Here is a 24,443-nt window from a genome sequence, read left to right as displayed (position 1 = left end):
CCGTCACTAGGGTGCAAGCCATGTCGTCGATCAACGTCGCCGTCCTCGGCGGCGGCTCGTGGGGGACCACGGTCGCCCACCTCTGCGCCCACAAGGCGCCCACCACCCTCTGGGCCCGCTCCGAGGAGACCGTCGCCGACATCAACGGATCGCACCGGAACCTCCGCTACCTGCCCGACCACGACCTGCACCCGTCGCTCCGAGCCACCACCGACCTCGCCGAGGCGCTGGGCACCGCCGACCTGGTGGTGATGGGAATCCCCTCGCACGCGTTCCGCGAGACCCTGCGCGAGGCCGTGCCCCACATCCGCCCGTGGGTGCCGTTGGTCAGCCTCACCAAGGGCCTCGAGCTCGACACCGGCCTGCGCATGACCGAGGTCGTGCACGAGGAGCTGCCGGGGCACCCCGTCGGCGTGCTCACCGGCCCCAACCTGGCGAAGGAGATCATGGACGGCGCCGCCACGGCGTCCGTGCTCTCGATGCAGGACGACTCCGTCGCCCAGGCGCTGCAGGAGCTGTTCGGCGGCGAGGCGTTCCGCGTCTACACCAACGACGACCTCATCGGGTGCGAGCTCGGGGGCGTCTTCAAGAACGTCGTCGCCATCGCCTCGGGCATGGCCGACGGCATGGGCACCGGCGACAACACCCGGGCTGCCCTCATCACCCGCGGCCTGGCCGAGATCACCCGGATCGGCGTCGCGTACGGCGGTTCCCCGATGACGTTCGCCGGCCTCGCCGGCATGGGCGACCTCATCGCCACCTGCATCTCCCCGCAGTCCCGCAACCGCACGGTGGGGCAGAAGCTCGGGGAGGGCATGGCGATCGACGCCATCATCACCGAGATGAACCAGGTCGCCGAGGGCGTGAAGAGCTGCCGTGCGGTGCAGGCCATGGCCCGCGAGGCCGGCGTCGAGTCACCGATCACCGACCAGGTCGTGGCCGTGTGCCACGAGGGGGCCAGCGCCCAAGAGGTGTACCAGCGCCTCCTGCACCGGGCCAGCCGCCCCGAGCTCCACGGCATCGCAGACCGGTGAGCGCCCGCACCTGGTTGGTGCGGCGCCTGCTCGGACGCCTCCGCATCGACGACGACACGATCCGCCACCTCTCGACCTTCCAGCGCCTGGGCGAGCACCTCGAGATCCAGGCACCGGGGGAGATGCTGCCCATCGGCGCTCGCACCGTGTTCCGCGCCCTGCGCACGCGGGCCGCCAGCCAGACCGGTACCGACTGGGTTTGGCCGTACTGGTTGCGCCGCCAGATCGACCCGTCCTCACCGGCGTTCGTGCCGCGCGGCCACCTTCCGTTCCTCTCGAACGTCACCAGTCGGAACTGGACGATGATCGGCAACCGAGGCTCGGCCCGAGAAGCCGTGGTCGACCCGCGCGGCCTGGTGTCGCCGTGGCACGACGCCTGGTCCCTCGACTGGTGGATCGGCGCCGAGGACCGCTGGCACGTCCCGGCCGACGAGGCCAACGTGCGCCAGTCCCTGCTCGGCGACTCGCCGGTCGTGGAGACGCGGATGCGCGTGCCGGGCGGCGACATCATCCACCGGGCCTACGTCATCCAGGCCACGGCTGCTGATGGCGGTGAGGAGCTGGTCGTCGTCGAGATCGAGAACGACTCCGCGGTCCCCGTCGCCCTCGCCCTCGGCATCCGTCCGTACAACGCCGAGGGCCTCGCCGTCATCGAGCGCATCGGCCTGCACGACACGACGGTCACCGTCGACGGGCGGGTCGCGATGCTGCTCCCGAAGCCGCCGAATGCGGTGGCTGCGTCCACCTTCCACGACGGCGACTGCGCCACCCAGGTGTTCGCCGGCGAGACGCAGACCTCGTTCCCCGACGACCTGCGGGACGAGGCCGGCATGGCCCAGGCCGCGTTCGTCTACCCGCTGCCGCACCGCCAGACGCTGCGGGTGGCGCTCCCGCTCGCACCGGACCCCCGCACCCGCCTGGTCGGCCGGGCGCGCAAGCGGGTGCGCGACGCGCCACGGTTCCCGCAGGCCCTGCCGAGCGCGGAGCAGGTGGCCAACGGCTGGAAGACCCACACCGACCAGGGCATGCGCCTGGTGCTGCCCGACGAGCGCCTGCAGTCGGCGGTCGATGCCAACCGGCGCTACCTCCTCCTGTTCCACGACGGCGCCGATGTGACGCCGGGCCCGCGCACCTACAACCGCTTCTGGTTCCGCGACGCCGCCTACCTGCTCGCTGCCCTCGACCGCTACGGCTTCCACACCGAAGCGCGCGAGGTGCTGGCCAGCTTCCCGGACCGACAGCACGCCGACGGCTTCTTCTTCTCCCAGCGCCTCGAGTGGGACGCCAACGGCGCCGCCCTCTGGGCGCTCGCCCACCACTGGGACCTCACGCGCGACCGTGAGCTGCTGGACGAGGTCGTCACGTCGGTCGCCGGTGGCGTCCAGTGGATCGACCGGAAGCGCCGCGGCAAGCGCCGGGACGATCCGGCGCTGCGCGGCCTGCTGCCCGCGGGCATCTCGGCCGAGCACCTCGGGCCCCACGACTACTTCTACTGGGACGACTTCTGGGCCCTCGCCGGCCTGCGCGATGGCGCCCGCATGCTGCGTGCCGCCGGGGAGGACGAGGCGGCCGACCGGGCGGCGTCGTTCCTCGAGTCGATGACCACCGACGTCCGCGCGTCCATGGCTCTCACCGCGGACCGGCTCGGGACCAAGGCGGTGCCCGCCGGCCCTCGGCGCCGGATCGACCCCGGCGTCATCGGGTCGCTGGCCGCGGTGTGGCCGCTGCAGCTGCTCGGCGCCGACGACGAGGCGATGCAGGCGACCCTCGACGTCGTCCGCGACCGGTTCTGCATCGACGAGGCCTTCTACCAGGGCATCAGCCACACCGGCCTCGGCACCTACCTGACGCTGCAGGTGGCCTTCGTGGAGCTGCTCGCCGGCGACCGGCGGGCGCTCGACCGCCTCGACTGGTTCCTGTCCGCCGCCACGCCGACGTGGACCTGGCCCGAGGCCATCCACCCCCGCGTCGCCGGCGGGTGCATGGGCGACGGCCACCACGGCTGGGCGGCGGCCGAGCTCCTCAGCTTCGTGCGCACCATGCTCGTCCACGAGACCAGCGACGGGCTCGCCCTGGCGTCGATGATCCCGACCAGCTGGTACGGCCAGGGCGTGGAGGTGCACGACGCGCCGACCCGCTTCGGCCTCCTGTCGTTCGCCATCCGGTGGCACGGCGAGCGCCCGGCGATCCTGTGGGAGCTCGAGCCGCACGACCCGGACGTGGCCGTCGTGCTCACCTGCCCCGGGCTCGACCCGGCCTGGCGCTCGACCGAGGCGCGCGGTGAGGCCCTGCTCGATGCGCCGCCCGATGCCCCGGCGCCTGCGGCCGTGCCCGGCCCCGACCAGGGCGACAGCTTCGATTAGTCGATGACGATGTCCTCCAAGCCCTCCTCGGGCTCGGGATAGGACATGCCGAGGCCCTCGAGGGTCTCGACCAGGATCGTGCTGATGGCCAGGTTCCGATACCACTTGCGGTCGGCCGGGACGACGTACCAGGGAGCATCCTCGGTCGACGTCGACGCGATGGCGTCCCGGTAGACCCCCTGGTAGCGGTCCCAGTGGGCGCGCTCGGCGACGTCGGCTGAGGAGAACTTCCAGTGCTTGTCGGGGCGTTCCAACCGCGACCGGAGCCGCTCGGCCTGCTCCTCCTTGCTGATGTGGAGGAACAGCTTGACGATGGTCGTGCCCTCCTCGGCCAGCATCCGCTCGAAGTCGCTGATGTGCGCGAGGCGGCGCTCGGCCTGCTCGTCGTCGATCAGGCCGTGCACCCGCACCACGAGGACGTCCTCGTAGTGGCTGCGGTTGAACACGACGACCTCGCCGTCGGCCGGCACCCTGGCGTGGACCCGCCACAGGTAGTCACGCGCCAGCTCGGCCGTCGACGGCTTCTTGAAGCCCCACATGTGCACGCCGATGGGGTCGACCTTGCGGAAGACGTGGCGGATGGTGCCGTCCTTGCCACCGGTGTCCATGGCCTGCAGCACGATCAGCAGGCGCTGGGTGCCGTCGGCGTACAGCAGGTCCTGGAGGTCGGCCAGGTGCGTGCGCCGCTCGTGGAGCAGCGACTTCCCCTCCGACTTGCCACCGTCGAAGCCGGGGGTTGACCGGGGGTCGATGGCGGACAGGTCGAGGCCGGTCCCGGGTGCGACGCGCAACAGCTCCTGCATGCGGCGTTCCTACCCCACCGCCGGGGCTGAGACCCCGGCGTGCGCGCCGGGTCGCCGGGCGTCAGCCGCCGGCTCGTGCCTCGATCTCGGCGGTCGCGGCCGACCGGAGCTCGGTGCGATCGATGCCGAGGCGACGGAGCGCTCGGGCGGTGGGACCGTGCTCGAGGTCGGCCGCGGCGCGGAGCACGTGCGCGCCGACGAGCGCGCCGCCCTCTCGTCGGGCGTCGTCCCCGGCGGCCTGGAACAGCTCCTGCGCGGAGGGGTCGCTCCGGTAGATGCCGACCGGTTCGCCCGGCGGCGGGAGCTCGGCGCTGATGCGGTCGTCGTCGGGGCGGACCCCGATGCGTTCGAGATCCTCGACCTCCTGCGCGTCGAGGGCCGCCCCGAAGTCGGCGGCAGAGGAGCCGAGGCGCTCCAGCGCACCTGCCGCGGTGCCGTCGGGCAGCTGCAGCGCGGCCAGGACGAGGTGCTCGGCCGCCGGCTGTTCGGTGCCGCGCGCTCGGGCGATCTGCTCCGCCTGGGTCAGGAGCGCGGCGATCGTCTTCATGGCGACGGCGCGCCCTCGAAGCCTGCGGAGCATGTCAGTCCCTTCGGTGTCGGGTGACCGGACGTTCGACTCGGCGGGCGAACTTCTTGTGGGCGGCCTGCCGGCTCACGCCGAGGGCCGCGGCGACGTCGGTCCAGGACCAGCCCTGCCGGACGGCGACGTTTACTGCCGCGAGCTCCAGTCGGTCTGCGAGCCGTCGCAGGGCGACCACCGAGGCGAACGCCGCTTCCGGGTCGGAGGGGTCGGGTACCTCGATCGTGTCCGGCGCCCCCTGCATGAGTGCCAACCTACGTTGACGGTGAAATGGTGTCAACCTAGGTTGGCGGTACTCGATGGATCGGGTCAGTCCCGCTTCGGCACGAGGACCCACAGGACGAGGTAGGCGACCTCGCCGGCGCCGACCAGGCCGAAGATGACGAACAGCAGCCGCACGAGGGTGCGGCTGACGCCGAAGCGATCGGCGATCGCGGCGCAGACGCCGGCGATGACGCGCCCGTCTCCTCGGCGCGGACGTTCCAGGGTTCCGGTGGCAGCCATGGCTGGTCGCTACCCGGGACACCTCGAGGTGACCCGAGAACTCTTCGAAATGGGTGTTGCGGAGCGAACACCAGTTCGAGTACAATTCGGACATGGCTTCGAACCCGGCGACCCCGCAGGAGGTGATCGATCTCCTGGAGCGGGTGCACGACGTGTGCGGTCGCCTCGAGCCGGGCAACGTGCCGCTGCATGCCGCACCCCAGGTGTTCGATGCGCTCGCGTCGGCGGAGCGGCTGGTCGGTGGTGCGGTGCTGCGGATGGCTGGCCGGTACGAGGAGGCCGGGGAGTGGAAGCGCAACGGGGCCAAGTCGGCCGAGGACGACATCGCCCGCAAGACCGGCACCCCGACCGGCGCGGCCCGCAAGAAGCTGTCGACCAGCAAGCGGCTGAAGAAGCAGCAGCGCACCGATGAGGCGATCCGCAACGGTGACCTGTCCACCGAGCAGGCCAACGAGGTGTCCTCCGGCGCCGATGCCTCCCCCGAAGACGAAGACGACCTGCTGGACACGGCCAAGCGCCATCGTCTTCCCGAGCTGCGCAAGCGGGCCGCTGATGCCCGGGCCAAGGCCGACCGGGACCGGGAGGCCCGTCGCCGTCGCCACCAGGCCCTGCGTGGCGTGCGCCGCTGGACCGACGACGACGGCATGGGCAACCTGTGCCTGCGCCTGCCGCCCGAGGACATGGCCGAGGTCGACGCCGCCCTGAAGCCCCGCATCGACCGGGCCTTCGCCGATGCCCGCCAGGCCGGCCGGTTCGAACCGGTCGAGCGCTACGCCGCCGACGTCGTCCGCGACCTGCTCACCGGCGCCACGAACAGCGACGGCGACAGCGGCCCGGCTCGGCGCAGCCAGGCGGTGCGGCCCGACAAGAAGGTCATCGCCCTCATCGACCTGGCCGCCCTCAACCGCGGTTCGATCGAGGGTGACGAGACCTGCGAGATCGCCGGCGTCGGACCGGTGTCGGTCTCCGCGGTCCGCTCCCTGCTGGCCGACGCGTTCCTCGCCGTGGTGATCAAGGACGGCATCGACATCCGCCACGTCACCCACCTCGGCCGGCGGGTCACCGCCACCCAGCGCACCGCCCTCGAGGCCCGCAGCGGCGGTGCCTGCGAGGTCTGCGGCAGCCGCTACCTCCTCGACATCGACCACAACGAGGGCTGGACCCTCACCCACGAGACCCGCCTCGACGACCTGTCCTGGTTCTGCTGGCACTGCCACGGCACCAAGACCCGCCACGACCTCCGCGTCGAAGGCCCCGTCGGCGCCCGCTGGTTCGTCGACCGCAAGACCGGCCAACGATGGCACCCACCCCCCGACGAACCCCGCCACCCACCACCCGACGGACCCGCCGCCGACGACGACGGGGAACCGGCGCAGACCGAGCTGTTCACCCTCGCCCGCTGACGGGGACGCGGGTCGGACGGGGGCCGGGAAGTACCGTCGCGGCCATGGCTCCGGGCACGGCGACGACCCTGCGACCCAGCCTGAAGCGCAAGGCTCCCGGCACCCGGCGCGAGCGCGAGCTGTGGGAGCTGGGCCACCAGGTGGTGGTCGGGATCGACGAGGTCGGGCGCGGCGCGTGGGCCGGCCCGCTCACCCTCGGGGCCGTCGTCATCCCCAAGGACAAGCGGCTCACGAAGGTGCGCGACTCCAAGATGCTGACCGAGCGCGAGCGCGAGGTCATGTACGAGCGGATCGTCGGGTGGGCCGACGCCTGGTCGGTCGGTCACGCCTGGCCCGAGGAGTGCGACGAGCTCGGCATGTCCGGGGCCCAGCGCCTCGCCGCCCGCCGGGCCATCGCGGGCCTCGGCGTGGTGCCGGACCAGGTGCTGCTCGACGGCAACTGGGACTTCGTCGGCAGCGGCAACGTGACCAAGATCGTCAAGGGCGATGCCACGTGCCTGTCGATCGCCGCGGCATCGATCGTGGCCAAGGTGACGCGGGACCGGCTCATGCGCGAGTGCGCCGACGCCCACCCGTGGTTCAGCTTCGAGACCAACAAGGGCTACCCGTGCCCCCGGCACAAGACCGCCCTCGCCGGCGTCGGCCCCTCGGCCATCCACCGGCGCAGCTGGGTGTTCATGGAGCACCTGCCCTGGGCGGGAGCCGTGCGCTCGGTTCCCCTCCACCAGCGGCCGGACGACTCGCAGGGGACCCTGTTCGCATGACCGACCCACGCGACGCCGAGCTGGCGCGGCTGCTGAGCGAGGTCCGCTCGCTGCGCCTGCAGCCACAGGACTGGGACGTGGTGGACGGCCACCTCGCCGCCATCGAGGTGGGCGACCGCAGCCGGATCGACGACCTCTCCCAGGCGGTGTTCGAGGCGCGGGTCCGGGGCCGCTTCAGCGGCCCGCGGGGGAGCGCGGGCGTGGCGCCGACCAAGCAGACGTCGGTGCTCCCGATCGTCGGCCTGGTCTGCGGCGGCCTTCTCGTCGGGGTCGGTGCGCTGCTGGGCGGCGGGCCGATCCTGTGGGGCATCGTCGCCCTCGGGGTCTTCGTGTTCGGGATCGCCTTCGCCGGCTCACGGGTCGCCCACCGGCCACGTGGCGAGGCCGACGACGAGGACGCCGTGGAGCCGGTGCCGATCCCCGATCAGGTCGCGCTGCGGGTCAACGCCATCGGGCGCGCCCACGACGCAGGGCGGTAGCCCGCCCCGGGCTCAACCCTCGGGGGAGCGCAGCACCAGCTGCGGAGCGCCGTTGCCGTCCTGGGAGGGGTCGGGCACGACGTCGAGGGTGAGGCCGTCGAGCTGCTCGTTGATCTGGCCGTCGACCATCAGGGTCGTGCCGTGCTGCTCGGTGACGACGTCGTCGGCCTGGGGCTCGGCGGCGAAGTCGATGCCGAGACCGACCTCGCCCTCCGGGGCCGGGGCGGGGAACAGGCGGACGCCGTGGCCGTCCGGGATGTCGTTCTGCTGGCGGACCGCCTCGAGGGTGGCGGCGGCGGCGGGGGTGCACTGGAGCATGGAGCTCTCCTCTGCGATCGCGGACGTCCCACCGTAGGGAGGTATGCCGCGGATCCCCACCTGGTCAGCGGCGGAGCTGGCTCACCAGGCGCAGGACGTACCAGAAGAGCATCATCACCGAGGCGAACAGCTGCACCGCCGCGCCCACGTGGGCGTGCGACGGGTACCGGGCCATGATCTGCTGGGTCTGGTAGAGGATGGCGCCGCCGGCGAGGGCGATCATCGCCACCGAGAACCAGATGCCGAGCTGGAAGCCGAAGAGCACCGCGACCACGATGAGCGCCAGGGCGGCGATGCCGCCCCACATGAGCATCGGCCGAAGGAACGACAGGTCCTTGCGGGTGACGAAGGCGACGACGGTGAGGCCGGCGAAGCCGGCGACGGTGATGACCGCAGCGGCGGCGACGGAGCCCGAGCCGTTCTTCGGGTCGTTGAAGACGTAGTACAGGAACGGGGCGAAGATCAGCGCCTGGCCGGCGGCCATCCCGAACAGGCCGGCGTACTGGAGGCCCTCGTTCTCGAGGTTGTGGGCCGCGGACGTGGCCATCCACTGGATGACCATGAAGGCACCCAGGATGAGCAGCCAGGCGCTGCTGGCACCGGTGAGGAAGTCGAACATGGCCTCGGCGATGCCCGTCTGGAACAGGACGGTCTCGAAGGCGACGAACGCGCCGATGGCGAGCAGCAGGTGCTGGTACACCCGGATCACGAAGGCGCCACGCTCCTCGGCGTCGAGCGTGGCGACCGGCTGGGTCGGGGCGAAGGATTCCATGGCCCCCATTCTGCCCGGAACGGGCGCGAACCGGACGGCGGGGGCGATGGCGTCGGGCACAGCGCCCGTCGGTAGCGTCGCTGGCATGACCCCCGCCCGGTTGCGGCCTGCGCTCGCCCTGTCGGCCTTCACGCTGTTCGTCTGGACGACCCGGATCCGCAACATCTGGACCGACGAGTCGCTCACGACCACCGGCCAGATCGGTCGAACCGCGCTGTCGGTGTCGTTCACAGCGTTCGCCGTCGCCGTGCTCTGGCTGTGGTGGCAGGGGCGCCGGCGTGGCTCGGTCGACCCCATCGTGAGCCCGGTGGTCCGCATGTTCGCGGCATGGACGATCGGGGTCTGGGCGGTGCGCGCCGTGCAGATCGCGACGGCCGGGCACGACGCCGCCTTCGTGGCGGTGCACACCGCGCTCGCCGTCGTCTCCACCGTGCTGGCCGTGTGGGCGGTCCAGGACGTGCGACGGGGGCTGGATCGTGGATCCAGCCCCCGTCCGCTCAGCTCGTCACGCTGATCGGCGTCGAGCGCTGATCAGCTCCGGCCCTTGCCATGGGCCTGGGGCGGGAGCGGCTTCTTCGCCGGGCCGGCCGGGCCGCACACGTCGAGGTCGACGAGGGCCGTCTGGCCGCGGTCCACGACGACGGGCACCTGCTCGACGACCTGGCCGTCGATCTCGCAGGTCAGGGTCCAGGCCTCGATCAGGCCGGTGGTGCCCGCCGTCCCGGCGTCGAAGTACGCGAGGTCGAGGCGGAACTCCTGCTCCGGCACGGCGGCGTAGTTGATCACCCGGAAGACGTACTCCGCGCCGGCCTCGACGTCGACGAGGGTGACCGACTCCTTCTCGCCCGGGGCGTTGCCCGAGGTGGTGACCTGGGTCTCCTGGTCGCCCTCGATCCGGTACACCTCGAGGTCGAGGTCGTCGGGCAGGTCCCAGCCCAGGTCCACCGTGACGACGTCGGCCGACTGGCTCGGCGACCACGCCACGTCGACGGACTCGCCCACCATGGGCACGGTGCCGGTCGTGGTGAAGGTGTGCTTCGGGTCCTCGGCCAGCACGTCGAAGCGCTTGCCCATGGCGAGCGGACGGGTCGAGGGGTTCGTGTGCCAGCGGAAGTCGCCGCCCGGTGGCACGGTCAGGACCGTCTCCACGGTGTCGGTGAAGGATCCCTCCCAGGTCGGCGTGGCGCCCGTGCGGGTGAGCAGCAGCGTTGCGCCCTCCACCGCCTGGCCGGTCACGATCGAGTGGGTCGCCGGGTCGAGGGCGGCCTCGAGGGCGATGAGGTAGGCCTCGCGGTTGCCCTTGCCGGCGTGCTCGCCGGCACCGAGGTACTCGTCGACCACGTGCGGGAACGGCGGGTGGAACTCGTCCGGACCGATCTCGAAGGTGTACCCGTAGCCGCCGGTGGCGTTGTAGGACCAGTCCTCGGTGGTGCCGGTGGTGTCGTAGAGCTCCCACCCGTGGATGTTGGCGTAGCCGTTCTGCTCGGCCATGTGCGCGCCGAGGTGCTTCATGGCGTCCTCGTCCGGCGCGTCCCCGACGGGGTTGCCGTCGGGGCCGATCGTCTGGGGGTTCACGCCGTTCGGGCGCAGGATCAGGTTCGAGAACGTGTGGTTGCTGATGAGCATCGTCACGTGGCGGCTGCTGACCAGCTCGCGCACGTTCTGGGTCTCGGGCTCCGAGAAGCCGTCCGGGCCGTGGTAGGTCGGGTCGATCGGCTCGGCCGCCGCCCCGGGCCCGCCGTGGAAGGCGCCGTAGTTGCGGTTGAGGTCCACGCCGACGCCGAAGCCGCCCGGGCTCTTGGCCAGGTCGCAGAACACCGGGATGCCGTCGACGCCGTCGAAGGGCCGGCAGTTCTTGCGCTTGTAGGCGTTGCCGGGCGTGGCGAGGATCGCCGTCTGGCCGCCGAGCGGGTCGTACTCGTTGAGCACGTTCAGGTCGACGAGCATGCCGTCGTTCACCGACTTCTCGAAGCCGTCGGGGTTCACCACGGGGACGAGCACCGTGCGGGCCTGCTCGACGAGCGGCGCGATGCGGGCGTCGCCGGCCTCGTAGCCCTGCACGAGGTCGTGCGCGAACTCCATGGTGTGCTCGCCGGAGGGCCACTCGCGGGCGTGGTGCAGGCCCATCAGCACGAAGCTCGGGCGCTCGTCGTCGGCGGCCTCGGAGTCGTTCACGCCGGTGGCGATCTCCACGCCGTAGATCGTCTTGCCCTCGATGCTCCGGTGGGGCAGCTCGAGCAGCTTGACGATGTCGGGGTGGTCGGAGGCGAGCGCCTGCATCTCGGCGTTGTAGTCCTCCAGGGTCCGGTAGGTGTCGCGCCCCGAGGGCAGGGGAGATGCATCGACCGAGGCGGCGTAGGCCTGGTTGGCCGCCTGGATCTCGGCCTCGCGCCGGACCAGGTCGGGGATGCGGACCTCGTAGGGCAGGTCGAAGGTCTCGAGCAGCACGAGGTCGGCCGGGGTGTGCAGGACGACCTCGACGTAGTCGTGGCCGGCGTGCTCGGTGACGTCGAGGCCGCTGCCGGCCAGCAGGTTCCGCTCGGCCAGGTCGGCGGTCACGGTGACGAGCTGGGGGGCGAAGGCCTCCTCGACCGTGCCGGTGAGGTCGCCGAGCAGCCCGGCCTGGGCGGTGGGCAAGGCGGCGAGCGCCAGGCCTGCGGCGAGGCCGGCGGCGACGGCGAGCCGGCGTCGTGGGGTGCGGTGCACGTGGTTCCTCCGTGTGTTCCCGGGCACGGCGGAGCGCCGTTCCGGACGGAGGGTTCGACGGGCGCCGAGCCACGTCCTGCCCTCGGTGGCGCATGCCACGGTTCTCGACTCGGTGGAAACGGGTAGTGGTGCCGACGATGACAGAACCCGTGCTGCTGCTGGCCGCGCTCGGCGAGGCCTTCGGTGAGGTCAACGACGTCTACCCCAGCACCGAGGCGGTGTGGCGCGTGCTCGCCGCCACCGCCCTCGGCGCAGTCATCGGCTTCGAGCGCGAGGTGGACGACCAGCCTGCCGGCCTCCGCACGCACCTGACCGTCGCCCTCGGCGCCGCCGTCTTCGGCGTCATCTCCACCCTCGGGTTCTCCGAGTTCGTCACCGATCAGCGCGACGTCAACGTCCAGTTCGACGTGACCCGGGTGGCCTCGCAGGTCGTGGTCGGCATCGGCTTCCTCGGCGCCGGGATCATCTTCCGCGCAGGGTCCAGGATCCGCAACCTGACCACGGCGGCCAGCCTCTGGGTCACCGCAGCGATCGGGCTCGCTGCCGGGGTCGGTGACATCGGCATCGCGATCATCGCCGCGGCCGTGCTGCTCTTCGCGCTGCTGCTGCTGCTGCGCATCCCGCGGGACCTGATCCGCAACCGGCTGACCCGGTCGACCGCGCACGTCTCGATCAGGGTCGCCGCCACCGGCTCGCCGGATGCGGTCCTCGAGGCGCTGCGGAGCCTGGACCACGTCCGGGTCTCCACCGTCGCATGGGGCAAGCACGAGGGCGACACCGTGCTCGACCTCACCATGGAGGCTGCTCCGACGTTCCAGCCGGAGCAGCGCCTGGCGCCGATCGTGGCCCGCGACGACGTCGTCTCGTTGAACAGCGACTCGTTCCTGGACTCCCAGGTCCGGGAGGAGACCTGACTCAGCGCAGCGAGGAGAGCCCCACGTCGAGGGCGAAGGTCAGGCAGCGGCACCCGCCGCCGGCCTTCAGGAACTCGTCCACCGGGCACACCACGACGTGGAACCCCCAGGCCTCCAGCTGGCGGCCGATGCGTGGTGGGCAGGCCGGCATGTGGACGACGTCGCCGACCACGACGGAGTTGGCGCAGAAGGCGAGCGCCTCGTCGTCGGTGAGCCACAGCGGCTCGGGGACGAGCGACTCGATGAGCCTGCGGCCGTAGGAGTCCCAGCCGAGCGGCGCGCACATGGCGCGGCGGTCGTCCAGGGGACAGAACGTGAGGTCGAGGTGGTACAGCCGCTCGTCGACGAGCTCGAGCGTGCGCACCGGCACGTCGAGCAGGTCGGTGAGGTGCGACGCCGCGGCCAGGTCGGAGCGGGGTCGGTAGCCGGACACGAGCACGCCGCCGAAGGGCAGGGCGTCCCCCGCGCCCTCGTGGGTCACCGCGTCGGGCAGGCGGGCGACGTCCCAGCCGGCGTCGTCGAACCAGCGGGCGAACACCTCGGTCTCCGGGACCCGCTCGGGATGACGGAAGTGCGAGGGGACGAACCGCTTCGACGTGGCGTCGACGAGACCGGCGTTGGCGGTGAAGACCAGGTCGGGGACGCCCTCGGGCTGGTCGATGGTCTCGACCTCGGCACCGGCCTCGACGAGGGCGTCGTGCAGGCCCTGCCACTGCTCGAGCGCGGCGTCGACGTCGACGGCGACGCCGTGCTCCATCCACGGGTTGATCTCGTAGAGCACCCCGAAGTGGCGGGGCTGGCACAGCAGGTAGCGACGCCCCCACCCGAGCTGGGTCACGAGCAGAGCTCGCCGGTGAGCTGGCGGACGAACACGCCGATGTCGGTGACGATGCCGACCGCCTGGTGCGAGCCCCGGTCGGCGAGCTTGGTGACGACCGCCTGGTTGATGTCGACGCAGAACGTCTCGACCGATGCAGGGAGGATGTTGCCGGTGGCGATGGCGTGCAGCGTGGTGGCGAGCATGAGGGCGACCTGCATGCCGGGCACCTGGTCCCGCATCGCGTCGGCGGCGGCGGCCACGTCGGTCATGGTGTCGGGCAGGGGGCCGTCGTCGCGCACGGATCCGGCCAGGACGAAGGGCACGCCGGCGCGCACGCACGCGTGCATGACGCCGCCGCTGACGTAGCCGGCCTCGACCGCGGCGGCGATGGAGCCGTGGCGGCGGATCTCGTTGATGACCCGGACGTGGTTGGCGTGGCCGCCCTCGACCGGGACGCCGTCGGCGACCCCGACGCCGAGCGACGTGCCGAGCACGTTCGACTCGAGGTCGTGGGTGGCGAAGCCGTTCCCCGTGAACAGGCAGCTGATCCACCCCTGCTCGACCAGCGTGGCCAGGTCGGGGCCGGCGCCGGTGTGGATGGCGGCGGGGCCGGCCACGAGCAGCACCCGGCCGCCCTCCTCCCGGGCGGCGCGGATGCGCTCGGCGACGTGGCGGATCATCAGCCCCTTCGGCTTCTCCGAGGAGACCTCGGAGCCCATGAACTCGAAGCTGCCGGCCACGTTCCTGCGCTCCGGCGCCTGCACCCGCACGCCGTCGCGGCCGACCACGACGCGGTCGCCGGCCTCCACCCGGTGCATGGGGACGGTCCGGACCCGGATCCGGCCGTCCGCCTCGTCGACGACGAGGCCGCAGTCCATCTCCGGGTTCTCGACCGTGTGCCAGGTGCCGTCGAGCAGCACCTCGGTGTCCAGGTTGGTGGTGGAGTGGAAGCCGACGGGCAGCACGCCGTCCTGCTCGGCGATCTCGACCACCGCCTCGGACTGCGTGGTGCGGTTCGCCCCGTGGACCAGGAGGTCGTCGAGGAGCGCGTCGAGCAGCGCTCGGTCGTCGGCCCGGACCACGATGGAGGCCCGGGAGCTGTCGGTGTTGGTCTTGCCGATCTCGACGTCGGCCAGCTCGTAGTCCGCGCCGGCCTCGATGATCGCGTCGAGGATCTTGGCGAGGATGAGCGAGTCGACGATGTGGCCGTGCACCTCGATGGTCTCGGTTGCCATCGGCCCATCTTCTCGCTCCGCCGCCCTCGGCGCTCGCCTTTCCCGCCGGCGGAGGGCGAGCGGTACCATCCCGCCCCGCATGGGACAGAGCGTGAACGTCGTCGCGAAGCACTCGTCGAACCCCGAGATCCTGCGGTTCGAGATCAATCGCAGCCTCACCGGGATGGGCCACGAGCGCTACCGCTCGCTGGACGACATCGTCCTCGACCGTCCCGTGGATCGCCTGGCCCGCCGGCTGCTCGAGCACGGCGGCGTCGACGGCGTGCACGTGAACTCCTCGGTGATCACCGTCGACCTCAGCGGCGGCTACGTCGGTGACGGCCTGCAGCAGATCATCGAGGACCTGTTCCGCTTCTACCCCGACGTGCCCGAGGCGCCCGAAGCCGGCACCGACGTGCCCGCCGAGGAGCCCCCGGTGGCCCAGACGCCGCTCACGGGTGACGAGACGGACCTGCGCGAGGCACCTGAGGCCTCCGCCGCCACCGGCGCCAGCGAGTTCGACGCACCGGCCGAAGCCCCGGCCGAGGCGCCCGATCCCGACCGGCCCGACGACGAGGGCACCCCGGCCGACTGATCATGGTCGACGCCGCCGATTGGTCCCTGCGGTTCCATCGGCGGCTGCTCGCCGGCGACCGCTTCGGGGCCAAGAGCGTCATCGAGGCGTCCCTCACCTCCGGCACCGACCCGGTCGGCGTCTACGTGGACGTGGTCGCGCCGGCGATGCGGCGCATCGGCGACGGGTGGGCCGCCGGCGCGATCGGGGTCGCCGAGGAGCACCGGGCCGCGGTCATCGTCGGGCAGGTGCTCGCCGTGCTGGACAGCCGCTTCAGCCGGCGCAGCGGCCGGCGGGGCCTGGTGCTGGCCGGGGCGGTGGAGGGGGAGCGCCACTCGCTCCCGCTCCGGATGGTGGCCGACGTCGTCCGGCTCTCGGGCTACGAGGTGCAGGACCTCGGCGCCGACGTGCGCGAGCGGTCCGGCGTCCCCGTGCTCGTCGGCGGCGCCGCGGTGCCGGACGCAGCGACGTCGGCGGCTCTCGGCGGCGACGGGTGGGCGGCTGACGCCCGCGGTGCCGTGGAGCTGCTGGAGGAACGGCTCGGCTTCCAGGGCGGTTGACGCTGCTCGAACGGGTGTTCGATACTGGCCTCCGTGGGCCGAGACGTCGCAGCGTTGCGTGCCGCCATGACCGGCGGCGCCGAGGACGTGGCCTCCGTCGCGGCCCGCACCACGCCCACGGTCCTGGCCCGGGCGCAGCGCCTGCCGGTGCTGCCGGCCCTCGAGTCCCTGGTCCCCGGCGGCGGGCTGCGGCGGGGCTCGACCCTGTCGGTGGACGGTTCCGCCGCCACCTCCTTGGCCCTGGCCGCGGCGGCGGGTCCGTCCCGGGACGGCGCGTGGGTGGCGGCGGTCGGCTTCCCGTCCCTCGGCCTGCTCGCCGCCGCCGAGCTGGGCATCGCCCTCGAGCGGCTGGTGCTCGTCGCCGAGCCCGAGCCGCTCCTGCCCGGGGAGCGGGCCGATGCCGCGGCATGGCCGTCGGTGGTGGCCGCGCTCGTCGACGCCTTCGAGGTCGTGCTGGTGCACGCCAGCCACCCGGTGCGGGCCGCTGACGGCCGCCGGTTGGTCGCTCGCACCCGCGAGCGCGGTGCCGTGCTGGTGCAGGTCGGCGGCAGCGCTCCCACCGGCGCTCGCTGGCCCGAAGGCGCGGATGTCGCCCTCACGGTGGTCGACGCCGCCTGGGAGGGGCTGGGGGAGGGTCACGGCCACCTCCGGGCCCGGCGGGTCACGGTCGAGGCCGGTGGCCGGCGCGAGGCGGCTCGCCCCCGGCGAGCCGAGCTGTGGCTGCCCTCGGTCGACGGCACGGTGGAGGAGGTCCTGCCCGAGCCGGTGCCCCTGCGGGCGTCCCGGGGGAGCGAGATCGCATGACCAGGCTCCGGGCCCGCAAGGTGCAACCCATCGGGCCGCCGGTCGACGAGCCGGTGCGCACCATGTCGGTGTGGGTGCCCGACTGGCCGCTGGTGGCGGCCGGGGTGGACTCGGCCACGCCGGCCGCGGTGTTCGTGGCCAACCGGGTGGTGGCGTGCACCGCGGCGGCGCGAGCCGCCGGGGTCCGCCGCCACATGCGCCGGCGCGAGGCCCAGTCCCGTGCCCCGTCGCTGGAGGTGCTGGACCACGACCCCGACCGCGATGCCCGGGCCTTCGAGGCCGTGGTGCACGCCGTCGAGGCGCTCACCCCGCGCATCGAGGTCACCCGCCCGGGTCGGTGCGCGTTCCCCACCCGGGGGCCGTCCCGCTACTTCGGTGGCGACGACGCCCTGGCCTCCCGTGCGCTCGACGTCGTGGCCGAGGTGCTCGCCGCCCCGGTCGCCGTCGGCGTGGCCGACGGCCCCTTCGCCGCCGCCCACGCCGCCCGCACCGCGCTGGTGCGGGCGAACCGGTCCGGCGGGGGCGAGCCGCCGGTGTGGGTCGTGGCCCCGGGCCGGGCCGCCGAGTACCTGGCGCCGCTCTCCCTCGGCGCGCTCGACCGGCCCGAGCTGGCCGACGTGCTCGCCCGCCTCGGCCTGCACTCCCTCGGCGACCTCGCCGCCCTGCCCGCCGCCGACGTGCTCGGCCGCTTCGGGTCCGAGGGGCTCGAGGCCCACCGCCTGGCCTGCGGCCTCGACCCCCGCCCGCCGGCCACCGAGCCGCCGCCGCCCGACCTGGTCGTGTCCGCCGAGCTCGACCCCCCGGCCGAGCAGGTCGCCCCCATCGCCTTCGTCGCCCGGGGCATGGCCGACGAGCTCCACGCCCGCCTCGATGCCCGGGGTTCGGTGTGCACCCGCATCGTCATCAGCGCCGAGACCGAGCACGGCGAGCGCTCCGAGCGGGTGTGGCGCCACGAGGGTGCGCTCAGCGCCGGCGCCATCGCCGACCGGGTCCGCTGGCAGATGGACGGCTGGCTCCACGCCAACGTCCGCCAGCGCCCCTCCGCCGGCATCGTCCACCTCTGGCTGCACCCCGACGAGGTCGTCGCCGCCGACGGCCGCCAGCTCGGCTTCTGGGGGGCCGACACGGGCGCGGCCGACCGGGCGGTGCGTGCCATCGCCCGGGTCCAGGGCCTGCTCGGCGCCGATGCCGTCCTCGTGCCCGAGTACGCCGGCGGCCGAGACCCCGGCGAGCAGCTCCGTCTCGTGCCGGCCGCCGCCGTCGACCTCGGCGCCGACCGTCCCGCCGCCCGCCCCGACTGGGTCGGTGCCCCGTGGCCGGGCCGGTTGCCCAACCCGTCGCCGGCCACCCTGCACCCCGATGCCGTGCCGGTCGACGTGCTCGACGCCCGGGGTCGCCAGGTGGTGGTCGACGGGCGCTGCCGGCCCACGGCCGAACCGGCGGCGCTACGAGCCGGCCGCCGGCGCCGGCGCATCGAGTCGTGGGCCGGCCCGTGGCCGGTCGACGAGCGCTGGTGGGACCCGGAGCGCCGCTCCCGCCGGGTCCGCTACCAGGTCGTCACCGACGACGGTGCCGCCCACCTCGTCGTCCTCGAGGGCGGCCGGTGGACGATCGCCGCCACCTACGACTGATGGGTGTCGCCGCACCCGTCGCCCGGCAGACTCCTCCGGTGAGCAGCCGCCGTCGCACGTCCACCGCCGAGGGGCGCGAGCTCATCGGGCTGCTCGCCATGGCCACCGCGCTCACCGCGCTCGGCATCGACCTGATGCTCCCGGCCTTCGACGAGATCCGGGCCGACTTCGACCTCGGCGCCGGCTCCACCGCGGTCACCGGCCTGGTCACCGCCTACTTCGTCGGCCTCGGCCTCGGCACCGTGTTCTACGGCCCGCTCGCCGACCACAAGGGCCGGCGCTGGACCATGCGGCTCGGCCTCGGCATCTACGTCACCGGGGCACTGCTCGCCGCGGTGGCGCCGACCCTGCCGATGGTCATGCTCGCCCGCTTCCTGTGGGGCATGGGCGCCGCCGGCCCCCGGGTCGTGGCGCTGGCCATCGTGCGCGACCGCTTCGAGGGCGACGCCATGTCCCGGACGATGTCGTCGCTGATGGCCGTCTTCCTCCTCGTCCCCGTGCTGGCCCCGTCCCTTGGTGCGCTGCTGCTCGAGGTCGCGCCGTGGCGCTGGCTGTTCGTGCTCTGCGCCGCCGGCGCGCTGCTCGTGGCGCTGTGGACCCGACGGCTCCCCGAGACGCTGGCCGCCGAGCACCGCATCCCCGACCTGCGCTTCCACCGGGTGAAGACGGCGACCCGGCTGGTGCTGTCCAGCCGCACGGCGGTCGCCTACGCGGCGGCCACCGTGGCCCTCTACGGGGTGTTCGCCTCCTACCTCGGCTCCTCCGAGGCGATCATCGGCCAGGCCCTCGACAGCGAGGAGCAGTTCCCGATCATCTTCGGTGCGCTCGCCGGCTCCATGGGCGTGGCCGCCGTGCTGAACGGCCGCATCGTCTCGCGCTTCGGTACCCGGTCCATGGTGCGCGGCGCGCTGTCGGTGTACGTGGTGATGACGGCCGTGCTCCTGACCGTCGCCGTCCTCACGTCCGGGCAGCCCGCGCTCTGGGTCTTCATGCCGGTGATGGCCCTGCTGCTGGCCAGCCACGCCCAGCTGCTGCCCAACCTCAACACCCTCGCCATGGCGCCGATGGCGTCGGTCGCCGGCACCGCCTCCTCCGTCATCGGCGCCGCGCAGCTGACCCTCGGTGCCGTGCTCGGCGGTGTGCTCGACCGCTTCTTCGACGGCACGATCCTGCCGCTGTCGATCGGCTTCGTGCTGGCGAGCGTCCTCACCGTCGCCGCCGTCACCGTCGCCCGGCGGGTGCCGGCCGAGGAGGTCGGCCTGGTCGTGGCCGGGACCGAGCCCTCGACCTGACTCCGGGCGACGGGCCGCGCCTCTCGGTACTGTCCGTGCGAACTCGAGCTGTCCGGGGGGACACAGACATGGACTTCCACTTCGCGTCCGCATGGGAGCGCGTCGCTGACACGGTGCCCGCCGCCGAGGCGGTCGTCATGGGCGACCAGCGCTGGACCTACGCGGCCTTCGACGACGCCGCGGCCCGGTTCGCCTCGGCGATGGAGGCCGCCGGCGTGGCTCGCGGATCGCAGGTGTCGCTGTACCTGCACAACTGCCCGGAGTACCTGATCGCCCAGCACGCCGCGTTCAAGCACGGCTGCGGACCGGTCAACGTCAACTACCGCTACCTCGACGACGAGCTCGTGTACCTCGTCGACAACAGCGACAGCGAGGTGCTGGTCTTCCACGCCTCGCTCGGCGACCGGGTGGAACGGGTGCGTCACCGCCTCGACCGGGTCCGGCTGTTCGTGGTGGTCGACGACGACGGCACCGGCAGCGAGCACGACTTCGCCTCCGGGTTCCACGACCTCGTCGCCGCCCACGAGCCCCAGCCCCGCTGGGACCGCTCGCCCCAGGACCTCTACATGCTCTACACCGGGGGCACGACGGGCTTGCCCAAGGGCGTCATGTACGACAACGGCGTCTTCTGCAACGCCCTGCTCGCCGGCGCCGCCCTGCTCAACGGGCTCCCGGCCCCGGCCTCGCTCGACGACGTCGGCGACCTGGTGCGTGGGGTCCGCGAGCTCGGCCCGGTGGTCTCGGTCCCGTGCTGCCCGCTCATGCACGGCACCGGCATGTGGGTCGGCGCCATGCCGGCGCTGAACGTCGGGGGCACCGTGGTGCTGCTGCAGTCGCGCAGCTTCGACGCCGACGAGCTGCTCGACGTCATCGAGTCCGAGGGGGTGACCCGGTGCGCGATCGTGGGCGACGCGTTCGCCCGCCCGATCCTGCGGGCGCTGGAGGCCGCCGAGGCCCGGGGCGAGCTGCCCGACCTGTCGTCGCTGAAGACCATCAGCTCATCCGGCGCGATGTGGAGCGCCGAGATCAAGGACGGCCTCACCCGGTACACGTCCGCCGTGCTCTCCGACGGCCTCGGCTCCACCGAGGGCGGCGGCTACGGGACGGTGACCGCCGACCGCACCGCGAAGGGCACGACGGCCCGCTTCACTCCCACGCCCGACACCCTCGTGCTCGGCACCGACGACCTGCCCGTCACGCCCGGGTCGCCCGAGCCGGGCCTGCTCGCCACGCGCACCGGCGCCCACGGCTACTACAAGGACCCGGAGAAGACGGCCCGGACGTTCAAGCAGATCGACGGCAACGGCTACGTCATCACCGGCGACTGGGCGACCCTCCACGAGGACGGCACCATCACGCTGCACGGCCGGGGGTCGAACTGCATCAACTCGGGTGGGGAGAAGATCTTCCCCGAGGAGGTCGAGGAGGCGCTCAAGACCCACCCAGCGGTCGACGACTGCTACGTGGTCGGCGTCCCCGACGACCGCTTCGGCCAGCGAGTGGTGGCCGTGGTCGGTTGCACGGCAGGCGCCGAGCCTCCCGTCGAGGACGACCTGCGCACCCACCTGCGCGAGGTCCTCGCCAGCTACAAGATCCCCCGCCAGATCGCGGTGGTCGATCACCTGCACCGTGCGCCCAACGGCAAGGCCGACTACGGGTGGGCCCGAGAGCAGGTGCTCGCCACCCAGCCGGCCGCTCCGGCGTAGGACCTCCCGCCGCCTCGGGCGCGATCTACGCCGCGCCGCGCCGTAGCGTGCAGCGCCGTGCCCACCCGCCGAGCGTCCTGGCGAACGCTGCGCCACCCGGCGCAGTACGTGGCGGTCGCGTTCGCCGGCGCGAGCCTCATCGGTGCGCTCCTGCTCCGGCTCCCCTTCGCCACCGAGCCCGGTGAGACCACGTCGTTCGTCACCGCCCTGTTCACCGCCACGTCCGCGGTGTGCGTCACCGGGCTCGTCGTGGTGGACACGGCCGGGCACTGGTCCACCTTCGGCGAGGTCGTCATCCTCGGGCTCATCCAGATCGGCGGGTTCGGCATCATCGCCCTGTCGTCGCTGCTGGTGGCGGTGCTGGCCCGGCGCCTCGGCCTGCGCCAACGCCTGATCGCGGTGGCCGAGACCGGCGCCCTCGACATGTCCGACGTCCGCCGCCTGCTGGTCAACGTCGCCAAGCTGACCTTCGTGGTGGAGGTCCTCGCTGCGATCCTGCTCGCCGGTCGGTTCGCCATCACCCACGGCGAGCCCGCGCACCGGGCGGCCTACCTCGGGGTCTTCCACTCGGTCTCGGCGTTCAACAACGCCGGCTTCGCCCTGTTCTCCGACAGCCTCATCGGGTACCAGCGGGACAGCTACATCCTCGTGGTCATCGCTGCCGCGATCATCGTCGGCGGCCTCGGGTTGCCGGTGTGGTCCCAGATCGGCACCCACCGGCTCCGCACCCACCGGTGGTCCCTGCACGCGAAGCTCACGGTGACCACCGTCGTCGCCCTCATCCTCGGGGGCTGGGCGCTCTTCGCCTGGTTCGAGTGGACGAACCCCGACACGCTCGGCCAGCTGTCGGCGTGGGACTCCACGATCAACGCCTTCTTCCACAGCGTCACCCCCCGGACCGCCGGGTTCAACAGCGTCGACATCGCCTCGCTGCGGGAGCCGTCACGACTGCTCACCGAGGTGCTGATGTTCATCGGCGGGGGCAGCGCCTCCACGGCCGGCGGCATCAAGGTCACGACGTTCGCCGTCCTCGGCTGGGTGATGTGGGCCGAGGCCCGAGGCGATCCCGACGTCGTCGTGTTCGAGCGGCGCATCCCCCAGACGGCCCAGCGCCAGGCGCTCACCGTGGCCCTGCTGGCCATCGGCGTGGTCATCAGTGCGACCATGCTCCTGCTGGCGACCTCCGCCCTGCCCCGCGCCGACCTCATGTTCGAGGTGATCTCGGCCCTGGCCACCGTCGGTCTCTCGGCCAACATCACCCCGCTGCTCTCCGTCACCTCCCAGCTCGTGATCATCGTGCTGATGATCATCGGCCGCGTCGGTCCCATCACCTTGTTCGCCGCGCTCGTGCTCCGTGAGCACGACCGGCTCTACCGCCATCCCGAGGAGCGTCCGATCATTGGCTGACCACCCCCGCCCCCACCGCAGCCGCCCGGGCCTGCAGCGCTCGAAGAGCTCCCAGGTCCTCGTCGTCGGCCTCGGCCGATTCGGCAGCGCGGTCGCCCTCGAGCTGACCCAGCTCGGGTTCGAGGTCCTCGGCGTCGACACCGATGCCCGGCGCGTCCAGAAGCTTTCCGACGAGCTCACCCACGTCCTCGAGGCCGACACCACCGACCCGGAGGTGCTGTCCCAGATCGGTGCGCGCGACTTCGAGAACGCGGTCGTGGGCATCGGCTCCGACATCGAGGCCAGCATCCTCACCGTTGCGGCCCTGGCCGACCTCGGCGTGCCGAACATCATCGGGAAGGCAGTGACCACCCCGCACGGTCGGATCCTGGAACGGGTGGGCGCGGACACCGTCGTCTACCCCGAGCACGAGATGGGCCGGCGCGTGGCCCACATGGTCGGTGGGAGCATCCTCGACTGGTTCCAGCTCGACGCGAACTTCGCGATGGTCGAGACCCACGCCCCGGCGGAGACCCTCGGGCAGACCCTGGCCGAGCTCGAGCTGCGGGCTCGCTACGGCGTCACCGTCGTGTGCGTGAAGCCCAACGACGCCGGGTTCACGTACGCGACGGCCGACACCGTCCTGGAGGAGGGCGACGTGCTCGTGGTCGCCGGGCCCGGCAAGGAGTGCGAGGCCTTCGCCCGCATGTCTTGAGGCTCAGGATCTGCGCGGACGGGCCACGCCCTCCTGCGGCTCGGTTGGCGGCTTCGCCGCCGAAGGGCACCGTGCTCATGGGTCGCCTCGCCTGCCGGCTCGGCTCAGATCGCCACGGCCGGCTCGGGGCGGAGGCGGTCGGCGCTGACCTGCTCGGCGATCGCCACGAAGCGATCGGCCGCCGGGGGCAGGCTCCGGCCCGCTCGCCGGGTGAGCTGGATCGTGCGCGAGGCCAGGGGCGGGTCGAGGGGGAGCACCCGGATGCCGGGGTCATCGGGGTCGATGGCCAGCATCGGCATGATCGCCCGCCCCATCCCGGAGCGGACCATGCCCTGCACCGCGCCGTTGTCGAGGGACCGGAACACGTAGTCGGCCCGGATGCCGGCCGAGTCGAGCCGCTGGTCGATCAGGCGCTGGCACACGTTGGACGACGGCTGCCCGATGAGCGGGTGGTCGCTGATGTCAGCAGGGGTGGCGACGGCGCCGATGGGGTCGTCGGCGGCGACGAGCACCACGAAGGGGTCATGTCCCAGAACCTGGCACGACAGCCGCTCGTCTGCGGCGTCGACGGTGAAGGCCAGGTCGAGCTCGTCGGACAGGACCCGCTCGACCAGGGCGGTCTGGTCGTCGGTCTCGAACAGGCCGATGTCCACCTGGGGCACCTCGGCGCGCATCCGCCCGACGACGGGCGGGAGGATCTCGGCCGACACCGACTGGAACGTGCCGATGACGAGGCGGCCGGTGACCCCACGTCGCATCTGGTCCAGCTCGGTGCTGACGGCCTCGATCCGGTCGAGGACGTCGCGGGCGTGGTCGAGCAGCAGTCGTCCGGCGGGCGTGAGCTCGGCCGGCCGCGGGCCCTTGGGCCGGTCGAGGACGGGCAGGCCGACCGCCCGCTCCAGCGAGGCGATCTGCTGGCTCACCGCGGACTGCGTGAACCCGAGAGCTCCGGCGGCCCGGGCGAAGGAGCCCTCCTCGGCCACGGCCACGAGGGCGGCGAGGTGGCGGATCTCCAGGTCGGGGAAGGCCGGCATGGTGATCAGCGTACCTGATGATCACGAGCAGAGATCATCGCTGGTGCTGATGACCGGTCGGTCGTAC

25 protein-coding genes are annotated in these 24,443 nt (G+C 72.7%); 15 read left to right on the top strand and 10 right to left on the bottom strand.

The window, feature by feature from the left end; genetic code table 11:
* Positions 1 to 20: 20 nt before the first annotated feature.
* Both RGQ06_RS00770 and RGQ06_RS00765 read left to right on the top strand, forming a co-directional pair.
* Positions 21 to 1,034 carry an NAD(P)H-dependent glycerol-3-phosphate dehydrogenase gene (locus RGQ06_RS00770; protein ID WP_432428311.1) on the top strand — a complete coding sequence of 338 codons (1,014 nt, stop codon included), beginning with the start codon at positions 21 to 23 and terminating at the stop codon, positions 1,032 to 1,034.
* On the top strand, positions 1,031 to 3,397 hold the full coding sequence (locus RGQ06_RS00765; protein ID WP_432428310.1) for a hypothetical protein: 2,367 nt from the start codon (positions 1,031 to 1,033) through the stop codon (positions 3,395 to 3,397). The genes RGQ06_RS00770 and RGQ06_RS00765 overlap by 4 nt, the downstream gene beginning before the upstream one ends.
* On the opposite strand, the gene RGQ06_RS00760 is transcribed toward RGQ06_RS00765, so the two are convergent.
* From RGQ06_RS00760 to RGQ06_RS00745, 4 genes are all read right to left on the bottom strand, one after another.
* On the bottom strand, positions 3,394 to 4,200 hold the full coding sequence (locus RGQ06_RS00760) for a polyphosphate kinase 2 family protein (protein WP_432428309.1): 807 nt from the start codon (positions 4,198 to 4,200) through the stop codon (positions 3,394 to 3,396). The two genes, RGQ06_RS00765 and RGQ06_RS00760, sit on opposite strands and share 4 nt — an antisense overlap.
* Positions 4,201 to 4,261: 61 nt before the next feature.
* A complete protein-coding gene (locus RGQ06_RS00755; RefSeq protein ID WP_432428308.1) occupies positions 4,262 to 4,747 on the bottom strand; it encodes a Clp protease N-terminal domain-containing protein in 486 nt (161 codons plus the stop codon).
* 34 nt (positions 4,748 to 4,781) lie between these two features.
* Entirely contained in the window at positions 4,782 to 5,024 is a 243-nt protein-coding gene (locus RGQ06_RS00750; protein ID WP_432428307.1) for a helix-turn-helix transcriptional regulator, read from the bottom strand.
* A 65-nt stretch (positions 5,025 to 5,089) separates the two neighbouring features.
* The gene (locus tag RGQ06_RS00745; protein WP_432428306.1) at positions 5,090 to 5,284 is read right to left on the bottom strand and encodes a PspC domain-containing protein; all 195 of its coding nucleotides are present in this window, start codon (positions 5,282 to 5,284) and stop codon (positions 5,090 to 5,092) included.
* A gap of 92 nt (positions 5,285 to 5,376) precedes the next feature.
* On the opposite strand from RGQ06_RS00745, the gene RGQ06_RS00740 reads away from it, so the two are divergent.
* The 3 genes from RGQ06_RS00740 to RGQ06_RS00730 are packed head-to-tail and all read left to right on the top strand — an operon-like array spanning position 5,377 to position 7,930.
* The gene (locus RGQ06_RS00740) at positions 5,377 to 6,687 is read left to right on the top strand and encodes a DUF222 domain-containing protein (protein ID WP_432428305.1); all 1,311 of its coding nucleotides are present in this window, start codon (positions 5,377 to 5,379) and stop codon (positions 6,685 to 6,687) included.
* A 44-nt stretch (positions 6,688 to 6,731) separates the two neighbouring features.
* Positions 6,732 to 7,451, top strand: a complete 720-nt coding sequence (locus tag RGQ06_RS00735; RefSeq protein WP_432428304.1) for a ribonuclease HII — start codon at positions 6,732 to 6,734, stop codon at positions 7,449 to 7,451.
* Positions 7,448 to 7,930 carry a hypothetical protein gene (locus RGQ06_RS00730; protein ID WP_432428303.1) on the top strand — a complete coding sequence of 161 codons (483 nt, stop codon included), beginning with the start codon at positions 7,448 to 7,450 and terminating at the stop codon, positions 7,928 to 7,930. Before RGQ06_RS00735 ends, RGQ06_RS00730 begins: the two co-directional genes overlap by 4 nt.
* 12 nt (positions 7,931 to 7,942) lie before the next feature.
* On the opposite strand, the gene RGQ06_RS00725 is transcribed toward RGQ06_RS00730, so the two are convergent.
* Positions 7,943 to 8,248, bottom strand: a complete 306-nt coding sequence (locus tag RGQ06_RS00725; protein WP_432428302.1) for a hypothetical protein — start codon at positions 8,246 to 8,248, stop codon at positions 7,943 to 7,945.
* A 64-nt stretch (positions 8,249 to 8,312) separates the two neighbouring features.
* Positions 8,313 to 9,020: a Bax inhibitor-1/YccA family protein gene (locus tag RGQ06_RS00720; protein WP_432428301.1), complete on the bottom strand. Its 708-nt coding sequence runs from the start codon at positions 9,018 to 9,020 to the stop codon at positions 8,313 to 8,315.
* An 85-nt stretch (positions 9,021 to 9,105) separates the two neighbouring features.
* On the opposite strand from RGQ06_RS00720, the gene RGQ06_RS00715 reads away from it, so the two are divergent.
* Positions 9,106 to 9,534: a hypothetical protein gene (locus RGQ06_RS00715; protein ID WP_432428300.1), complete on the top strand. Its 429-nt coding sequence runs from the start codon at positions 9,106 to 9,108 to the stop codon at positions 9,532 to 9,534.
* 17 nt (positions 9,535 to 9,551) lie between these two features.
* Here the strand turns inward: RGQ06_RS00715 and RGQ06_RS00710 are convergent, their stop codons facing one another.
* Positions 9,552 to 11,726: a M14 family zinc carboxypeptidase gene (locus tag RGQ06_RS00710; protein WP_432428299.1), complete on the bottom strand. Its 2,175-nt coding sequence runs from the start codon at positions 11,724 to 11,726 to the stop codon at positions 9,552 to 9,554.
* A gap of 137 nt (positions 11,727 to 11,863) precedes the next feature.
* Here RGQ06_RS00710 and RGQ06_RS00705 point away from each other — a divergent pair, with 137 nt between their 5' ends.
* A complete protein-coding gene (locus RGQ06_RS00705) occupies positions 11,864 to 12,640 on the top strand; it encodes an MgtC/SapB family protein (protein ID WP_432428298.1) in 777 nt (258 codons plus the stop codon).
* A 1-nt stretch (position 12,641) separates the two neighbouring features.
* On the opposite strand, the gene RGQ06_RS00700 is transcribed toward RGQ06_RS00705, so the two are convergent.
* Together RGQ06_RS00700 and RGQ06_RS00695 are read right to left on the bottom strand one after the other, a co-directional pair.
* Positions 12,642 to 13,478 (bottom strand): dimethylarginine dimethylaminohydrolase family protein, encoded by an 837-nt coding sequence (locus RGQ06_RS00700; protein ID WP_432428297.1) that lies wholly within the window; start codon positions 13,476 to 13,478, stop codon positions 12,642 to 12,644.
* Positions 13,475 to 14,695 (bottom strand): TIGR00300 family protein, encoded by a 1,221-nt coding sequence (locus tag RGQ06_RS00695; RefSeq protein ID WP_432428296.1) that lies wholly within the window; start codon positions 14,693 to 14,695, stop codon positions 13,475 to 13,477. Before RGQ06_RS00695 ends, RGQ06_RS00700 begins: the two co-directional genes overlap by 4 nt.
* 79 nt (positions 14,696 to 14,774) lie before the next feature.
* Here RGQ06_RS00695 and RGQ06_RS00690 point away from each other — a divergent pair, with 79 nt between their 5' ends.
* The 8 genes from RGQ06_RS00690 to RGQ06_RS00655 all read left to right on the top strand — a co-directional run bounded on the left by RGQ06_RS00690 (position 14,775) and on the right by RGQ06_RS00655 (position 23,342).
* Positions 14,775 to 15,269 carry a hypothetical protein gene (locus RGQ06_RS00690; RefSeq protein ID WP_432428295.1) on the top strand — a complete coding sequence of 165 codons (495 nt, stop codon included), beginning with the start codon at positions 14,775 to 14,777 and terminating at the stop codon, positions 15,267 to 15,269.
* 2 nt (positions 15,270 to 15,271) lie between these two features.
* Positions 15,272 to 15,808, top strand: coding sequence for a cobalamin B12-binding domain-containing protein (locus tag RGQ06_RS00685; protein ID WP_432428294.1), 537 nt, complete (start codon positions 15,272 to 15,274; stop codon positions 15,806 to 15,808).
* A gap of 33 nt (positions 15,809 to 15,841) precedes the next feature.
* On the top strand, positions 15,842 to 16,612 hold the full coding sequence (locus tag RGQ06_RS00680) for a hypothetical protein (RefSeq protein ID WP_432428293.1): 771 nt from the start codon (positions 15,842 to 15,844) through the stop codon (positions 16,610 to 16,612).
* Positions 16,609 to 18,243, top strand: a complete 1,635-nt coding sequence (locus RGQ06_RS00675) for a DNA polymerase Y family protein (RefSeq protein WP_432428292.1) — start codon at positions 16,609 to 16,611, stop codon at positions 18,241 to 18,243. Before RGQ06_RS00680 ends, RGQ06_RS00675 begins: the two co-directional genes overlap by 4 nt.
* Positions 18,244 to 18,281: 38 nt before the next feature.
* Positions 18,282 to 19,535 (top strand): multidrug effflux MFS transporter, encoded by a 1,254-nt coding sequence (locus RGQ06_RS00670; RefSeq protein WP_432428291.1) that lies wholly within the window; start codon positions 18,282 to 18,284, stop codon positions 19,533 to 19,535.
* Positions 19,536 to 19,603: 68 nt separating this feature from the next.
* Positions 19,604 to 21,241, top strand: a complete 1,638-nt coding sequence (locus tag RGQ06_RS00665; RefSeq protein ID WP_432428290.1) for an AMP-binding protein — start codon at positions 19,604 to 19,606, stop codon at positions 21,239 to 21,241.
* A 57-nt stretch (positions 21,242 to 21,298) separates the two neighbouring features.
* The gene (locus tag RGQ06_RS00660) at positions 21,299 to 22,648 is read left to right on the top strand and encodes a TrkH family potassium uptake protein (protein WP_432428289.1); all 1,350 of its coding nucleotides are present in this window, start codon (positions 21,299 to 21,301) and stop codon (positions 22,646 to 22,648) included.
* Positions 22,641 to 23,342 (top strand): potassium channel family protein, encoded by a 702-nt coding sequence (locus RGQ06_RS00655; protein WP_432428288.1) that lies wholly within the window; start codon positions 22,641 to 22,643, stop codon positions 23,340 to 23,342. The genes RGQ06_RS00660 and RGQ06_RS00655 overlap by 8 nt, the downstream gene beginning before the upstream one ends.
* Before the next feature lie 104 nt (positions 23,343 to 23,446).
* On the opposite strand, the gene RGQ06_RS00650 is transcribed toward RGQ06_RS00655, so the two are convergent.
* Complete coding sequence (locus RGQ06_RS00650) at positions 23,447 to 24,376, bottom strand: LysR family transcriptional regulator (RefSeq protein ID WP_432428287.1); 930 nt, start codon at positions 24,374 to 24,376, stop codon at positions 23,447 to 23,449.
* Positions 24,377 to 24,443 lie beyond the last annotated feature (67 nt).

It is taken from the genome of Salinilacustrithrix flava (genome assembly GCF_041228405.1).
In the GTDB taxonomy this organism is placed as follows: Bacteria; Actinomycetota; Acidimicrobiia; order Acidimicrobiales; family Salinilacustritrichaceae; genus Salinilacustrithrix; species Salinilacustrithrix flava.
This window is presented reverse-complemented; position numbering and strand designations above follow the sequence as displayed.

Excerpts from the sequence above, each read along its gene's own strand:
- RGQ06_RS00690 (WP_432428295.1), top strand. The coding sequence starts at position 14,775 with ATGGGACAGAGCGTGAACGTCGTCGCGAAGCACTCGTCGAACCCCGAG.
- RGQ06_RS00675 (WP_432428292.1), top strand. The coding sequence starts at position 16,609 with ATGACCAGGCTCCGGGCCCGCAAGGTGCAACCCATCGGGCCGCCGGTC.
- RGQ06_RS00665 (WP_432428290.1), top strand. The coding sequence starts at position 19,604 with ATGGACTTCCACTTCGCGTCCGCATGGGAGCGCGTCGCTGACACGGTG.
- RGQ06_RS00685 (WP_432428294.1), top strand. The coding sequence starts at position 15,272 with ATGGTCGACGCCGCCGATTGGTCCCTGCGGTTCCATCGGCGGCTGCTC.
- RGQ06_RS00770 (WP_432428311.1), top strand. The coding sequence starts at position 21 with ATGTCGTCGATCAACGTCGCCGTCCTCGGCGGCGGCTCGTGGGGGACC.
- RGQ06_RS00720 (WP_432428301.1), bottom strand. The coding sequence starts at position 9,020 with ATGGAATCCTTCGCCCCGACCCAGCCGGTCGCCACGCTCGACGCCGAG.
- RGQ06_RS00760 (WP_432428309.1), bottom strand. The coding sequence starts at position 4,200 with ATGCAGGAGCTGTTGCGCGTCGCACCCGGGACCGGCCTCGACCTGTCC.
- RGQ06_RS00650 (WP_432428287.1), bottom strand. The coding sequence starts at position 24,376 with ATGCCGGCCTTCCCCGACCTGGAGATCCGCCACCTCGCCGCCCTCGTG.
- RGQ06_RS00740 (WP_432428305.1), top strand. The coding sequence starts at position 5,377 with ATGGCTTCGAACCCGGCGACCCCGCAGGAGGTGATCGATCTCCTGGAG.
- RGQ06_RS00705 (WP_432428298.1), top strand. The coding sequence starts at position 11,864 with ATGACAGAACCCGTGCTGCTGCTGGCCGCGCTCGGCGAGGCCTTCGGT.
- RGQ06_RS00715 (WP_432428300.1), top strand. The coding sequence starts at position 9,106 with ATGACCCCCGCCCGGTTGCGGCCTGCGCTCGCCCTGTCGGCCTTCACG.
- RGQ06_RS00735 (WP_432428304.1), top strand. The coding sequence starts at position 6,732 with ATGGCTCCGGGCACGGCGACGACCCTGCGACCCAGCCTGAAGCGCAAG.
- RGQ06_RS00755 (WP_432428308.1), bottom strand. The coding sequence starts at position 4,747 with ATGAAGACGATCGCCGCGCTCCTGACCCAGGCGGAGCAGATCGCCCGA.
- RGQ06_RS00730 (WP_432428303.1), top strand. The coding sequence starts at position 7,448 with ATGACCGACCCACGCGACGCCGAGCTGGCGCGGCTGCTGAGCGAGGTC.
- RGQ06_RS00725 (WP_432428302.1), bottom strand. The coding sequence starts at position 8,248 with ATGCTCCAGTGCACCCCCGCCGCCGCCGCCACCCTCGAGGCGGTCCGC.
- RGQ06_RS00695 (WP_432428296.1), bottom strand. The coding sequence starts at position 14,695 with ATGGCAACCGAGACCATCGAGGTGCACGGCCACATCGTCGACTCGCTC.
- RGQ06_RS00750 (WP_432428307.1), bottom strand. The coding sequence starts at position 5,024 with ATGCAGGGGGCGCCGGACACGATCGAGGTACCCGACCCCTCCGACCCG.
- RGQ06_RS00745 (WP_432428306.1), bottom strand. The coding sequence starts at position 5,284 with ATGGCTGCCACCGGAACCCTGGAACGTCCGCGCCGAGGAGACGGGCGC.